The sequence below is a fragment of the Endozoicomonas sp. 4G genome, assembly GCF_023822025.1.
In the GTDB taxonomy this organism is placed as follows: Bacteria; Pseudomonadota; Gammaproteobacteria; order Pseudomonadales; family Endozoicomonadaceae; genus Endozoicomonas_A.
Window position 1 is genome coordinate 2,661,110 of the sequence record NZ_CP082909.1, and the last position, 13,849, is coordinate 2,674,958.

Genomic DNA, 13,849 nt, shown 5'->3' on the forward strand with positions numbered 1-13,849 from the left:
GCGGCAGTAAAGTTCACCTCGACAATGTTAATGGACGGTTTCTTGATAGCAGCACTGTGATTAACCCTCAATACACTGTTTAACCACTATCCTTAGAGCGTGGGACTGGTGAAGCATCCCACGGTAACTATACATTCGTCCTTAACGTAGCAACCTTGCGGTTGCTGAGTCTGGTCACTTCTAACCCCAAATTGGGAGCTTTCTCAAGCCCCGTCCTTCAGGGCGGGGTTCAGTGACAATTCAGGCAGATCCCTTTGGATGCCCTTATTGGCTTTGAATTGTTCAGCGGCGGATTTCAACCGACGGGCATTTTCAGGTGACGAGAGCAGATAAAGCGTTTCCACCAGGCTGTCGTAACTTTCTTTCGACATAACTACCGCATCTTCTGCGTCACGCCGGTGAATGATTGTGTGGGTCGAGTCGTTAACAACGCTGTCCAGCACCGCTTTGAGGTTTTTTCTCATTTCTGTGTAGGAAACCACATTCATTTTGTTCTCCATATACCTGTACGTGATAAAGTACAAGTATAATTAGCTCTTGTTATTTGGCAAGAAAAACCCGGGGCTTTATCTTGCTCCGCTTTAATCGCAATTGCCGGTACTGGCTACGTACCAAAAAAAGGGGCCGGTCTTGATTGTTGACATCGTTTAACTCTGTTCTATTTTCAACTCGCTCCCACGGTGAAGGTGTCGCAAAACTCTGGTGAGTAGACCGGCGGAACTTCCCCGCCAGCCCCTCTCAGAACGGTACGTGAACCTCTCGATTCATACCGCTCCCATCAGGCAGGCTTCCTCATTAACCAAAATTTACTCGGGGGATACCTGTCTTCCAGCAGGTATTACTTGCTAAACCTTGATATCATGATTTGCCCTGTTTTTATTCAACACCTCATCCCACATGGTCAGGTTGTTGTGATCCTTCAACAGGTTGCTGGCTCCGCCCCAGTGCGCGGCTTCGGTACTCAGTCTCTTGTGGGGTTTCTACTTGAGATTCTCCCTTAACATCCGCACGACTAGTTCCCGCAGTTCCATAGGAAAGCCCGATACTGAGTCATGCCTTCTATACGCCAGACACCGCCTACACAACATTCGGAGTGCGCCTGTAGGCTGATCACCGGAGAGGAACCTGCTGGAGGGTACTAATTAGCCTCGTGTTCATGATGATTTTCATCCAGTAATAATGGACGAAAGATCCAAAAGCGTGAGGCTCATTTCATGTTGGAAGAGACTACAGCTTGTGACCATAATTTTCAGGGTATATTCTTTATACACCCTAATTACTGATATAGGTGTATATATGTCTGGCACTAGCATAAGAACCAACATCGTTATTGATCAAGAGCTCATGGAAGAAGCTATAGCTCTGACTGGCCATAAAACCCGCAAAGAAGTGGTTAACTTTGCATTACAGGAGCTAGTTCGCAGAGCGCGGCAAAAAGAGCTGCTCTCCCTAAAAGGCAAAATTGACTGGGAGGGCAACCTCGATGGCATGAGGGAAACGCGCTGAATGGACACCATGATAGATACCAGTGTATGGATTGATTTCTTCAATGGGGCAAACAACGCTCATGTGTTGTCACTTGAATATCTGTTACAAACGGGTAATGCCTGTATATGTCCGGTCATACTAATGGAAGTACTGCAAGGCATAAGAACCGATAAACAATACCGTCAAACTGAGCGGTTAATGTCAAGCCTGACTTGCTTCACTATTCCGGGAGCATATTATAAAGATTCGGCAAAGCTATATCGTGATTTGCGGAAATAGGGTGTCACCATTCGAAAAAGTATTGATTGCCTTATTGCCGTAACAGCCATAAACAATGGTTTGCCCATTCTGCACAGGGATCGTGACTTCAGTGCAATTGAAAAGCATTCCGGTCTGGTTTGTACGGTTGTTAAAGAGCATTAATAGTTCAGCGGTGGTGAACTTGTAAAAAACTGCGTAATGATGACTGAACAGACTTACATGTCCGATTTAGCCATTCCCCCAGGCGAGTATTTGCAGGAAGTGCTTGAAGAGATGGATATTACCCAGGCAGAGTTAGCTCGTAGAATGGGTCGACCTCCTCAAGCCATCAATGAGATTCTCAGAGGGGATAAGGCTATCACACCAGAAACGGCTCTTCAGCTTGAGCAAGTTGTCGGTGTGCCTGCGTATTTCTGGAGCAATCTTGAATCCGAATATCGCTTGGTAATGGCAAAGGAAGCTGAGAGGTAGTTGGTCTGATATATTCTGGTTTAGCTTATTGCATATCGTGCGTTTTTACCTGTGATAGAGAACTTATTATTGCCCAAATCTAAATGCTTAAACGAAAAGCTGACATGCTTTTCGTGAATGGGCGTGGTCGGAATATAATTTTTCTGGAGTTTAGTGGGTTGTATTTTGCGCTTCTTCGCCATTATCTTCTGCCATCTTCCGATAGAAGTACTTCATGGACTCTTTGCTAATAGTGGCTGTTGAGAAATCATCAGGTGCCAACCCTTTGCGAGCCTCTTGCCAGGGGTGCTCCTGGTGAGTCATCATTTCCAACTGATAGCTGGTGAAACTGGCAAAAGTGTCGTAGATTTCGTTGAGATGTTGTTCGACTTTTACCGGAAGTTCAGGCTTGCCCGGATCGAAAGAAATTGGATTCCAGGTATAAGACTTGAAACGATGGTACTGCTTTGTGTATACGGAACCATGTACCCAGGCTTCGCAGTCTTCTTCGATGAGAGGTTCATCATAGAGAGCCAGATACCAAGCCTGAGCATAGTAAACCATTTTCTGGATTTTTTTATTGGTGATCACGTCGCCATGGGTATGGACCTTGTTCAGGAAGAAATCAGCAACGTTTGTAGCGGTAATCTTGTCCAAAAACTCCTCCTTAGCAAGCAGGATGAAAGCCTGTAATAGTGCCGACCCACACTGGGACCCACGGAGCCTAAAAGCGTGGGAACGAGTCAGCTTGAATTGGATTCAACTCCTGAACAACCGCTTTTGCAATAACGTGCTGAAATTTCTCCGCCCATCGGCACAAAGCAATATGGCAACGTTAATGTCCTGGTTATTTTCTGTTGCGTCCTCAGTGACCAGATAAATAATACGAAAAGGCTTCCTTACCAATTGCCGATATTCAGTATTCCCGAACCGGGTCAGTTCCGGAACTATGGCACCTTTATAGGGCTGCTCCCTGAGGCTTTGCAAGGCGGTATTAAAAGTCTGCCTTAATTTCACTGCCCGGGGGTTGCCAAAGTGGTCTCTGGTGTAGGTGATAATATCCAGTATGTCCTGTCGGGCATCCTGAGTGAGAATAACTTTTGTCATGATTATTCCCTTGTACTGTTTTGTGATTCTTCATCGTTGTTGTGGTCCCGGTTATTATCAGGAGCATCATCCACCAGGAGTTGATCGATATCAGCCATTACACTGTCTGCCGTAACGGTGTGATGGTCGGCCAGCTGCCGTTTTCCCAGGGCCAGCAGTTTTAACAGGGCGATATCTTCCTGCAATGCTTCATAACTGTAGATATCCTGAATAACGGCTTTAGCTTCACCGTTCTGGGTGATCACCAGCGGCTCCCGGCTTTCTTGCAGCTGGTTCAGTACCTCGGCTGCGTTGGCTTTCAGGTAGCTGATGGGCTTGACTTGTTGTGAGAGTTTCATACTAAATAGCCTCCATAAGACTTAATTAAGACCTTTTATAGTCTAGCTAGTTTACTTTCATATACAAACCTTTTGGGTTGGTTTTAGTATTAACCGCCCTGCCTTTTCTATTGGGCCCTGCAAGATACCTTGCCCACTCTCTTCAATACCACCGTAAAAGAAAGGAGAATGAAGCTCGTTTTGCCGAGATTCTCAAGGACGCCACGGCGGCATTGCCAGAACCTTTGCCGGGCTTTCAGGCAGATGCTGAGATGTTAACTGTTTTAAAAAACGGTGTTTTTGACTCTGATACGGTACTTTCTGATTTTCCTTGCTGGTTACGGGAGCAACAAACGTTGAATGGCTTTCCGGTTGGGGAATATCCTGGTCTGTTTCGCTTTCAGGCCGGTGTGAGAAAAAAGCATGGTGGTTTTTGGCGGAAATGGCGGAAGTTGTTTTTGAATCCGGTGGCGTTTTTTGGGGATAGTGTGTTTGTGCGGAAAAGCTGGGGAAAAAGGGGTAGGTCTCGCGGAAATAGGGTCAGGTCTTGATTGTTGACATCGTTTAACTCTGTTCTATTTTTAAGGCTCTTTGGCTCGTTCTCACGTGTGGCAAGGTGTGGCAAGATAGTGGCTCCTGTGTTGAACTCATACGATACCTCAAGTTGTAGAGCCTGTTTTCAGGTGTGGCTATGCATTCCCACGCTGGAGAGAGGCTGTCGCAAAACTCTGGTTCCCATGCTTTTAGGCCCTGTGGGTCCCAGCGTGGGAACGAGTGGTTAGAGTTTTGCGACACCCTCTGGAGCGTTGGAACGAGTCATACAGACAGCTTGTGACCACAATATTCAGGGTATATTCTTTATACACCCTAATTACTGATATAGGTGTATATATGTCTGGCACTAGCATAAGAACCAACATCGTTATTGATCAAGAGCTCATGGAAGAAGCTATAGCCCTGACTGGCCATAAAATCCGCAAAGAAGTGGTTAACTTTGCATTACAGGAGCTAGTTCGCAGAGCGCGGCAAAAAGAACTGCTCTCCCTAAAAGGCAAAATTGACTGGGAGGGCAACCTCGATGGCATGAGGGAAACTCGCTGAATGGACACCATGATAGATACCAGTGTATGGATTGATTTCTTCAATGGGGCAAACAACGCTCATGTGTTGTCACTTGAACATCTGTTACAAACGGGTAATGCCTGTATATGTCCGGTCGTACTAATGGAAGTGCTGCAAGGCATAAGAACCGATAAACAATACCGTCAAACTGAGCGGTTAATGTCAAGCCTGACCTGCTTCACTATTCCGGAAGCATATTATAAAGATTCGGCAAAGCTATATCGTGATTTGCGGAAACAGGGTGTCACCATTCGAAAAAGTATTGATTGCCTTATTGCCGTAACAGCCATAAACAATGGTTTGCCCATTCTGCACAGGGATCGTGACTTCAGTGCAATTGAAAAGCATTCCGGTCTGGTTTGTACGGTTGTTAAAGAGCATTAATAGTTCAGCGGTGGTGAACTTGTAAAAAACTGCGTAATTACTCAGGGAGTAGCTTTCATATATTCTGGCAGCGTCTTTTCCATCCTTGATGAGCAATGGTTCGTTCTCAGTGAAGTACATACGACCTGTATGCAAAAGCCCGGGTTTTTATGAATCTGATTATCCAAGTCGGAAACAGGTAATGACTGCTGTCTATCCCTCAGGCGGTTATACAATGGCTGAAATCGCACAACGCTTTAATGTGCACTATTCGACGGGGGTATATAAAGGACATCCATACAAAAATAAAAAATACAGCCCACAAACCTGGAGGCCACCAGTCCACCAAACCCTGACAACCTTGCATGAAAAACTGGATAAGGCAGGTCAGCTAGTCAGGTTTGATGCCGCGTAACCAAAAGAAGAAACCCGGAGAAACCCGTGTGGTAAGACCCGGCAGGGAAAAATCATGAAAACCCCTGAAATTATGGCTCGTTCCCGAGCAGAGCAACACAGTGGCTCCCATGCTGAGTCCATACGATATCTCAAGTTGTAGAGTCCGATTTCAAGTGTGGGTATGCATTCCCACGCTGGAGAGGCTGTCGCAAAACTCTGGTTCCCATGCTCCAGAGGGTGTTGCAAAACCGTTAAACAGTTTCATGAGCGCAGGCAACTCTAAAAAACTTGCCACCCCCATGCGACAATTTTAAATTTTGGGTTCTAGCGATTATTAGCCATTGAGTGCGGATGATCGCTAATATTTCCCAAATCACTGTAAATAAACGCTGCAAAGCAAAGGCTACTGCCCTGCTCAGGTTATAAGCCAGAAGGTGAAGGTTAAACTCCAGCTTCACTGAGTCTAATCCCCGACGGCGGAAGCGGTTTAGCCCCTGAACAGTTCGTAAATAACTGAACACTGGCTCAACCATCCCTTGACGTTTCTTATAAGCCTTCTTTGCCGCTGGATGCTCCATAACCCGGCGCAGCTCATCTTTAACGCTATCCATAGCAAAGCGCCTGATTTTTCGCCCAGCCTTGCTAGTGGTGCATTGCTTTCTCAACGGGCAATCACTGCAGGCTGCACCGCCATAAGTCCATTGCGCCTTCGAGTGGCTCGGATTTCTCGGGCGATAGATGAGCGTTAGTTTCTGACCTGCCGGGCATATGTACGCATCCTCTTCCGATTCATATCGGAAGCTGCCTTTATGGAATTTCTGATTCTTTTTAGGCTTGCCCGGATTACCACTTTCTGGACACAGTAGGCTGACATCTCTTGCCAGCGAGTCATTAATCACGCTGTCTGTAAAGTAACCACCGTCGACCAGCAGCTCTTCCGGTGTTTTGCCTATTATGCGTTCTGCCTGATCCATCATCTGAGGGATCACTGCGGCTTCATTGGTTGGATCAACAGCAGCAGCCAGAACCACTCGTTCTTCATTAGCTAGCACAGAGGGAAGATAAGCCTGTGCATACCCTCTGCCCCGTTTCATTTTGTGGCGGGCGGCTTCTGGCTCTGTTGGACTTATCCTTGTGTCCGATGTGTTTTTTTTGCCCCTGCGTTTTTGCTTTGCCTGACGCTCCTGTAATGTGTCGTACACTTCTGTTTGATGGGTCAGTGCTTCTTTCAAGGACTCAGATATCAAGACAATGATACCTGTTTGTCTTGGGTTTCGCGACACCCTCTGGAGCGTGGGAACGAATCATATACAGCGAATATAGGATCAAGAAAATAATGTATGGGGAAAAGTTTTTGCACAATCAGCCAATTTTCAGGACACTTTCTTTATCTAATTTGATAAATGATTTGATAATCACTTCTTTCTCTAAAAGAACGGATTCTATGACAGAAAGTTTCGCATTACCTGTTGTAAGATACACCAGTTTTGGTGGATAGCCATGCTGAATTGCATAGTGTAGAAAATCTTTATCTTTGGTGACAATGGTTAACTTTTGTTTTTTCGCATAACGCCAGACTTCGATATCTGGTGAGTTATCGAGCCTTGAATGCAAAACATGAAGACTTCCGGGATATGCATCATTGATTCTCGCAACAAGTTTTGGTGAAAGATTTTCGTCCAGTAATAGCATCAGGCAGCACCAGATAACTGATTGGCTGCGTAAAGCAACGCAGCCTTTACCTGTTCTGCCAGAAGGTTAGGATGTTCATCCAATACTTCTGCTTGCGTCATACCACTGGCCAGCATTTCAAGTATGTCAGTGACCGTTATTCTGGTTCCCTTAATGGTAGGTTTTCCAAAACGTTTTGCCTGATCAATTTCAATATACTCTAAATAATCGTCCTTACTCATAATTCGCTCCTGGATGAGGAAATAAGCATTATATGGCGAGCCATTACCCTATATCGTTTATAGATTTAAATATAACTTTACATGGCCACTCTATTCTAGCAGCAATTTCTCAAGAAGTAATTTTTCACTGTTGCCGCAATGAGTCAGGTTTTCGAACATCACCCGGTGACTTGCTTCTGTCGCCTTGACGGCAAGTCAGGCATTTTCTGGCCATGGCTATGAAGACATTGATCTGATTCACCGACTGGCCATGTATTACCCTGTTGGCAAACGGCCAGCCGATTATCCTGTGGATGTGAAAAGTCAGTTTCCGGGGGACTATCTTGAAAAACACCGCGGGGCTTTCGCCGTCACTTTAGTTATTACGCGGTGCCGCATCTGTTTAACGGTACATTTCTGCTGCACCAGTGGCAGCCAAGGCCACTGACTCGACAATACCACCGTGAAAGAAAGGAGAACGAAGCCCGTTTTGCCGAGATCCTCAAGGACGCCACGGCGACATTGCCAGAACCTTTGCCGGGCTTTCAGGCAGATGCTGAGATATTGGCTGTTTTAAAAAACGGTGTTTTTGACTCTGATAAGGTACTTTCTGATTTTCCTTGCTGGTTACGGGAGCAACAAACGTTGAATGGCTTTCCAGTTGAGGAATATCCTGGTCTGTTTCGTTTTCAGGCCGGTGTGAGAAAAAAGCATGGTGGTTTTTGGCGGAAATTGTTTTTGAATCCGGTGGCGTTTTTTCGGGATAGTGTGTTTGTGCGGAAAAGCTGGAAAGAAAGGGTCAGGTCTTGATTGTTGATATCGTTTGACTCTGTTTTATTTTTAAGGCCATTTGGGTCGTTTCCACGTTTGGTAGAGCAGTGGCTACCATGTTGAACTCATACGATATCTCGAGTTGTAGAGTCTGTTTTCAGGTGTGGGTATGCATTCCCACGCTGGGACCCACGGGGCCTAAAAGCGTGGGAACGAGTCAAACATTAAAGTACCAGTTTACTGCCAGTACGGACGTAATGGTCAGCAGAGCGCTGCCAAAGGTGACGAGGTATTGCCGGTTGATGGTGGTGTGGATTTCGGTTTTCAGTTCGGCGTATGCCTTGGAGTTTTCCACTTTCAGTTCGTAGTAGCGCGCGTCTGACTCGGCTTTCTGTTCGGAGTAGCGAGCGTCTGACTCGGCTTTCAGTTCATAGTAGCGGGCGTCTGACTCGGCTTTCATGTCGGCCATTTTTTGATCGCTGCGGGCCTGGTGCTGCAAGATGGCCTCTTGCATGATGAGCACGTCTTTCTTGCTGGCATTGTGGTCAGGGTCAAGGGAGGCACTGACTTTTGCCGCCAGCTCCTCATCAATGCCTATGTTTTTCAGTTCTGTAAACAGCGTTACCGACACACTTAGCTCCTGTTTAACCGATGGAAGAGATGCAAGCTTAGACCATGAATGAACAAACCGTCTGGCAGCGTGCGGCTGAAATACACCTGACGACTCATTGTTCGCCTTTTCCTCAACGCTCACGACCACCACTCTTAATGACAGCCGCTTGAAGTGGTTTGGAGCTTGCCTCCGACGACCGACTCCGGCGTGCCTACCGCCATCTTTCCCATAGCTTCCACACACTCAGGCTAATCATCCCTTATCATTCTGATTGTGTGCTACAGCACACGGTTCCCATGCTCCACTCCAGCGTGGGAACGAGTCAAATCCAGCGAACGGAGTTTAGGTGTCATTGATAGATTCGAGAGCATAAAATGAGCATACCGTTCGGAATGTTGCCATAATGTCTTGCCACATTGTTGAAATCGACTCCAACGCCTAAAATTACCGAAAAATCACAATAAATGGAGATACAACGTGATTGATAGTAATGTCTGGATTGTATGCAACCCTGAAATCATGACGGGCAAGCCCTGCGTAAAAGGCACCCGGATCACTGTAGAAAGCATTCTTGAAATGCTGAGTTCCGGCATGTCTTTCGCCGAAATCGTATTGGACTTTCCCAGCCTGAATGAAACCAAGATACGAGCGGCCTTGGCTTATGCAGCCCAAAATCTGACCAAAGGGGATGCTGCATAGTGATATTGATTGACGAAAACCTCTCCTACAAACTGGCCGCAAGAATAGAAGCTGATTACAAAGGAGCTCAGGCTGTCTCAAGAATTGAATCACTGGGTGAAGGGGCCCCCGGATCGGCTGGTCTGAGAATACGCGAAAGTACACAATCAAGCCATATTGACGAAGGATAAAGATTTTGTAGATTTCTGGAGTCGGTTCGGGCCACCTCCTAAAGTGATCCATATTAAAATCGGTAATGCTCGCCTACCCGCTATTGAATCCCTGATCAGTAATAACAAGAATCGTATCAATCAATTTTTGACAGAGACTAACAATGGATTGTTGTCTATTTAGTCATAATCAAAAGAACACAGGAGGGGTCAGCATCTTCCAGAACCAGTGTTGAATTTCGTTGACCTTGCTGGAGTCAGCATCATTCTTTGTCCAGATCATGTTCCGATACAAGCCTAGTACACGGTTTCAATGTAATTGATGGGTTCCCTCTATTAATGGCACCGGATATCAAGGCTTAGTGCACTGGATTAAAAATTCAGGCCTTGCCCACAGATCTGGAGGAAACCGGGGTCAGGTATTGATTCTTGACGCCCTCTAACCCCGCCCTACTCTAAAAATGGATTCAGCAATTTAACACCTGTTCCTGAAAAGTCATTCGTATTTCTGGTTACAAGGATCAAATCGTAAGCCAGCGCAGTCGCTGCAATTTGTTTATCAATTGCATTTTCATGGTGTGGAACTCTTAACCTGCCCCATAGTTGTGCTTCGGTGTCACCAAACTCCAGAATACGATGAGTGAAGTCTTTAACAAGATTGTTAAGCCAGCTCTCCAGTTGCTGAGCTTGTGACTGATCACCCCTGTAGCGTATTTTTTCAACGCCGCGCCGCAGCTCACCCAATGTGATAACGCTAAGGTAAATCGGTTGCATCTGCTGTTCAGTTTTTTGAAAAAAATCGATAATACCCGGACTGGCTCTTTTTTTCTTACGCAGTTCACTGATGACATTGGTATCAATTAAATACATCACGGTCTTCTTTATCATTGATACGCTCGAAGTCTGTATCTTTGCCAACATTGGGTATGCTTTTTAGTGCCTCGGCCAGTGTTTTTTTCCGGGGCCTTAATAGAGCTGTTTCGAGTATACGACGGTGCTCTGCTTCAGCACTGCGTCCATGCTGACCAGCCCTGGCTTTCAGTGCATCGACTATTCGATCGTCAATATTTCGTACAATCAGATTTGCCATGTTTCTACCTTGTTATGCGACCTGTAAAAAAATGATAGCATTGATATCATTTTTGGCAAGTTAGGGAAAAACGGGTTAGGTCTTGATTGTTGACATCGTTTGACTTTGTTCTATTTTTGAAGCTCTTGGGTTCGTTCCCACGTGTGGCAAAACGGTGGCTCCCATGCTGAACTCATACGACATCTCGAGTTGTAGAGCCCGTTCTCAGGTGTGGGTATGCATTCCCACGCAGAGCGTGGGAACGAGTGTGGTTGGAGTTTCCCCCTGTGTCAGGATAGTTGACCCAAAAACTGAACGGTTTGCATGACAAACACTCATCATTACACGACAAAATTATAATTCCCTAACATAACCCAAAAAAACAACATCGAACCCAAACAGATCAACTGTTCACTCAGTTGTGTTTTTTTTAATAACACACTTCTTATCTTTTGTGAGTGTGAATGTATATTTACCATCAAAAGGCATAACATCATCTCCACACGCTATGTAGCCAGGAGTGTAAGGATTAAAAAATCCTATCTGTATATTTGAACCAGGTTTTATACCCAAATTTATTAATACAATATTGTCTTCAGTAATCGGTCTGGAGTCTCCTGGAAAGAGAAATCCTCGTTTATTATCAGCGGTAAAGCCGTCTTTAACTGCGGCAATGGCTGGGTACACGTCGACTCCTTTTTGAGTTGGGTCGCTTGGATCACTGGAATCGTTTAGGACGGTAAACAAAGGAGCATCACCTTTTAAATGATCCTGACCTTTTGAACAGGGAAAACTACCGCCGCCAAAAGCCCATCCATCTTTTTTACTCAGTGAGAAGTGATAATTACAACCATGATAGAATCTTTCATTTAAAGAGGTGTTTAATACCAGATTTATAGGCGTTGGGAAGTTATCCACTCTGACTATAAAGTAATTGCTTGTAGGGTTCCGACCAAAATAAATATTTTTATTATGATTGTCGAATATCTTTACATCTCCATCATAGACTTTTATTTCGTATTCATCCGGGTTGTCGAATGTGAAAGAATCGGCAAATAAAGAAAACGAATAAAATAGCAGTAGTGAAGTTAGAAAAGAGATAGTTAATTTCATGATTTTACCCTCGTTACTATTGATCACATCGAACATCATGGAGCTGGATGGGTTGCATGACAAGCGATCAACGTCGTACGACAAAATTACAGTTGTTTAGTGTAGTCTATGGGGACAATGTTTACATCTTAGGGTGTAGAGTCTGCTTTTCAGGGGAGATCGGGATAGGGCGTAGCCTCACAGCTACGCTCCTCCCACAACACCCAGCATACGGGTCCGTACTGGGCGTTTCGGTCAGTTAAGCAGCCAATAATCTAATCAAACCTAATTCATCGAACCAACTATTCGGCAATGCTAAGTGCAGCGCAGGACTCCGGCTTATCCGCCAGTACCCTTTGCTCGATCCTACTGTCTGCCTCGTCAGCTCTTCACTGACTCCTCGCCTTCTTAGCTCCGCATATCGCTTCGGACTTTTCTTCCATTGATACCAGAGCAAACTTCTCAATCGTCGCCTGATCCAGCAGTCAAAGTTTTCAAACTCCGAACGGGTTTCAACTTCTCGAAAGTAGTTCTTCCAGCCCCGTAAATAGCGATTCAGAGACTCCAATCTCTGCTCCAGTGACCGCCCGCCTTTGCGGGTTAGTTGTTTGACCTTGTCCCTGAACCGCTTGCAGGTTTTATCTGCCAGCTTCTTCCTGCCATCTCTGGTAAAGCTGTATCCCAGGAACGCCCGCCTCCATGCCTTGTCAACTGCACTTTTCGCAACGTTGACTTTCAGCTTCAGCTTACTTTCGATGTAACGAGTCAAACTTGCCATCACTCTCTCGCCTGCTTTCTTGCTTCGCACAAACACCCGACAGTCATCAGCGTAACGTACAAATCGTAAATCACGCTTTTCTAACTCTTTATCGAGTTCATCCAGTACGATGTTAGACAACACAGGTGAGAGCGGCCCTCCCTGAGGCACTCCTTCCGTCTGCGGTTTTACCAGCCCGTTCTCCATCACTCCGGACTGTAGGAATCGTCGAATTAAACGTAATACATCCTTGTCATCTGTGTGAACTGCCAGTTTTGCCATCAGTCGATCATGGTTAACCCGATCGAAGAATTTCGACAGGTCAATGTCCACAACCCAGTTATATCCTTCTCGGATATACGACTGAGCCTGATTAATCGCCTGATGAGCTGACCGGTTCGGCCTGAACCCGTAACTGAAAGATGAGAACCTTAGTTCCCACTCGGCCTGCAATACTTGCTGTATCGCTTGCTGCACCATTCGGTCTAAGGCGATTGGTATACCCAACTGCCTTTCTCCTCCGTCCGGTTTGGGAATCAGTACTCGCCTTACGGGAGCAGGACGCCATTCTCCCTGCAAAGACATTGTCGCAGTTCATGACCATGTTCTTGTAGATGGGTGTACAACCCTTCCACTGTCATACGGTCGATCCCTGCTGCGCCTTTATTGCGTTTAACTCGCTGAAAGGCTCTTGTTAAATTATTGGGGTTGGCGATACGCTCCATCAGTCTAGTACCACCCGCCGGGCTTTCGTAATCCTGTGATACCGACACGACCTCAGCTCTCATAGCCTTGCAGCCTCCGGTTCCGCCGTGACCACTTGGCATGAGTTCCAGTGTTTGCTGGATTTGTCTGCGTCCAGTGTATCGAATAACAGAAACTACTCACCACTCTGTACCGTTCAGGCCTTCACTGACATACGCCAGCTACTATGCCATCTGCTGACTTCTGTGTGGCGGTCAAGTCACCTTACGATGACCTCAGTCCGAAATATCAGACACCACACAGACCTCCCGAGGTAAGTCACACCGCCTTCGCCGCACAATCGCCAGATCTACTGCCTGAATGTCCGGATGAGTATGGACTTCGTCATCATACGCTGACTCGTCCTCACGCAAACAGCCTCATATCTGATTTCTGTTCGTCGGCTCGCGGTTTTGCTCCACACTGCCTTCAGCCTGCATCTCACGATACAAACCTTGTGCTTCACTAGTCCTTCGCCCTCATCTGGCTGGACAGGGGACTTTCACCCCCAAGCTGTGTGACATGCTCGGCACACGTATGCATTCCCACGCAGAGCGTG

At 46.1% G+C, this 13,849-nt stretch carries 20 protein-coding genes; 7 read left to right on the top strand and 13 right to left on the bottom strand.

What is annotated here, in order from left to right; genetic code table 11:
- Window positions 1–203 precede the first annotated feature (203 nt).
- Window positions 204–488, bottom strand: a complete 285-nt coding sequence (locus K7B67_RS10550; RefSeq protein WP_252180292.1) for a type II toxin-antitoxin system prevent-host-death family antitoxin — start codon at window positions 486–488, stop codon at window positions 204–206.
- Window positions 489–1,296: 808 nt separating this feature from the next.
- Between K7B67_RS10550 and K7B67_RS10555 the strand changes: the two genes are divergently transcribed.
- Together K7B67_RS10555 and K7B67_RS10560 are read left to right on the top strand one after the other, a co-directional pair.
- Window positions 1,297–1,506, top strand: a complete 210-nt coding sequence (locus K7B67_RS10555; protein WP_252180293.1) for a type II toxin-antitoxin system VapB family antitoxin — start codon at window positions 1,297–1,299, stop codon at window positions 1,504–1,506.
- A gap of 441 nt (window positions 1,507–1,947) precedes the next feature.
- Window positions 1,948–2,220, top strand: coding sequence for a HigA family addiction module antitoxin (locus tag K7B67_RS10560; RefSeq protein ID WP_252180294.1), 273 nt, complete (start codon window positions 1,948–1,950; stop codon window positions 2,218–2,220).
- A 150-nt stretch (window positions 2,221–2,370) separates the two neighbouring features.
- On the opposite strand, the gene K7B67_RS10565 is transcribed toward K7B67_RS10560, so the two are convergent.
- The 3 genes from K7B67_RS10565 to K7B67_RS10575 form a co-directional block, all read right to left on the bottom strand.
- Complete coding sequence (locus K7B67_RS10565; protein WP_252180295.1) at window positions 2,371–2,856, bottom strand: type II toxin-antitoxin system antitoxin SocA domain-containing protein; 486 nt, start codon at window positions 2,854–2,856, stop codon at window positions 2,371–2,373.
- Window positions 2,857–2,958: 102 nt separating this feature from the next.
- A complete protein-coding gene (locus K7B67_RS10570) occupies window positions 2,959–3,306 on the bottom strand; it encodes a type II toxin-antitoxin system RelE/ParE family toxin (protein WP_252180296.1) in 348 nt (115 codons plus the stop codon).
- Between the two features lie 2 nt (window positions 3,307–3,308).
- On the bottom strand, window positions 3,309–3,644 hold the full coding sequence (locus tag K7B67_RS10575; RefSeq protein WP_252180297.1) for a type II toxin-antitoxin system Phd/YefM family antitoxin: 336 nt from the start codon (window positions 3,642–3,644) through the stop codon (window positions 3,309–3,311).
- A 77-nt stretch (window positions 3,645–3,721) separates the two neighbouring features.
- On the opposite strand from K7B67_RS10575, the gene K7B67_RS10580 reads away from it, so the two are divergent.
- From K7B67_RS10580 to K7B67_RS10590, 3 genes are all read left to right on the top strand, one after another.
- Complete coding sequence (locus K7B67_RS10580; protein WP_252180298.1) at window positions 3,722–4,174, top strand: hypothetical protein; 453 nt, start codon at window positions 3,722–3,724, stop codon at window positions 4,172–4,174.
- 340 nt (window positions 4,175–4,514) lie between these two features.
- A complete protein-coding gene (locus tag K7B67_RS10585; RefSeq protein ID WP_252180299.1) occupies window positions 4,515–4,724 on the top strand; it encodes a type II toxin-antitoxin system VapB family antitoxin in 210 nt (69 codons plus the stop codon).
- Complete coding sequence (locus tag K7B67_RS10590) at window positions 4,725–5,129, top strand: PIN domain-containing protein (RefSeq protein WP_252180300.1); 405 nt, start codon at window positions 4,725–4,727, stop codon at window positions 5,127–5,129.
- A gap of 626 nt (window positions 5,130–5,755) precedes the next feature.
- Here the strand turns inward: K7B67_RS10590 and K7B67_RS10595 are convergent.
- The 3 genes from K7B67_RS10595 to K7B67_RS10605 all read right to left on the bottom strand — a co-directional run bounded on the left by K7B67_RS10595 (window position 5,756) and on the right by K7B67_RS10605 (window position 7,417).
- Entirely contained in the window at window positions 5,756–6,751 is a 996-nt protein-coding gene (locus K7B67_RS10595) for a transposase (RefSeq protein WP_252180301.1), read from the bottom strand.
- A 115-nt stretch (window positions 6,752–6,866) separates the two neighbouring features.
- Window positions 6,867–7,196 carry a DUF5615 family PIN-like protein gene (locus K7B67_RS10600; RefSeq protein WP_252180302.1) on the bottom strand — a complete coding sequence of 110 codons (330 nt, stop codon included), beginning with the start codon at window positions 7,194–7,196 and terminating at the stop codon, window positions 6,867–6,869.
- Entirely contained in the window at window positions 7,196–7,417 is a 222-nt protein-coding gene (locus K7B67_RS10605; protein ID WP_252180303.1) for a DUF433 domain-containing protein, read from the bottom strand. Before K7B67_RS10605 ends, K7B67_RS10600 begins: the two co-directional genes overlap by 1 nt.
- A 501-nt stretch (window positions 7,418–7,918) precedes the next feature.
- Here K7B67_RS10605 and K7B67_RS10610 point away from each other — a divergent pair.
- Window positions 7,919–8,206, top strand: a complete 288-nt coding sequence (locus tag K7B67_RS10610) for a hypothetical protein (protein ID WP_252180304.1) — start codon at window positions 7,919–7,921, stop codon at window positions 8,204–8,206.
- Between the two features lie 178 nt (window positions 8,207–8,384).
- On the opposite strand, the gene K7B67_RS10615 is transcribed toward K7B67_RS10610, so the two are convergent.
- Complete coding sequence (locus tag K7B67_RS10615; protein ID WP_252180305.1) at window positions 8,385–8,798, bottom strand: hypothetical protein; 414 nt, start codon at window positions 8,796–8,798, stop codon at window positions 8,385–8,387.
- Between the two features lie 459 nt (window positions 8,799–9,257).
- Between K7B67_RS10615 and K7B67_RS10620 the strand changes: the two genes are divergently transcribed.
- A complete protein-coding gene (locus K7B67_RS10620; RefSeq protein WP_252180306.1) occupies window positions 9,258–9,479 on the top strand; it encodes a DUF433 domain-containing protein in 222 nt (73 codons plus the stop codon).
- 599 nt (window positions 9,480–10,078) lie between these two features.
- Here K7B67_RS10620 and K7B67_RS10625 read toward each other — a convergent pair.
- From K7B67_RS10625 to K7B67_RS10645, 5 genes are all read right to left on the bottom strand, one after another.
- On the bottom strand, window positions 10,079–10,498 hold the full coding sequence (locus K7B67_RS10625; RefSeq protein WP_252180307.1) for a type II toxin-antitoxin system VapC family toxin: 420 nt from the start codon (window positions 10,496–10,498) through the stop codon (window positions 10,079–10,081).
- Window positions 10,485–10,718, bottom strand: coding sequence for a DNA-binding protein (locus tag K7B67_RS10630; RefSeq protein ID WP_252180308.1), 234 nt, complete (start codon window positions 10,716–10,718; stop codon window positions 10,485–10,487). The genes K7B67_RS10625 and K7B67_RS10630 overlap by 14 nt, the downstream gene beginning before the upstream one ends.
- 390 nt (window positions 10,719–11,108) lie before the next feature.
- Entirely contained in the window at window positions 11,109–11,810 is a 702-nt protein-coding gene (locus K7B67_RS10635) for a hypothetical protein (RefSeq protein WP_252180309.1), read from the bottom strand.
- A 238-nt stretch (window positions 11,811–12,048) separates the two neighbouring features.
- Entirely contained in the window at window positions 12,049–13,131 is a 1,083-nt protein-coding gene (gene ltrA, locus K7B67_RS10640) for a group II intron reverse transcriptase/maturase (protein WP_252176869.1), read from the bottom strand.
- Window positions 13,095–13,373 carry a hypothetical protein gene (locus K7B67_RS10645; RefSeq protein WP_252176870.1) on the bottom strand — a complete coding sequence of 93 codons (279 nt, stop codon included), beginning with the start codon at window positions 13,371–13,373 and terminating at the stop codon, window positions 13,095–13,097. The genes ltrA and K7B67_RS10645 overlap by 37 nt, the downstream gene beginning before the upstream one ends.
- Between the last annotated feature and the right edge of the window lie 476 nt (window positions 13,374–13,849).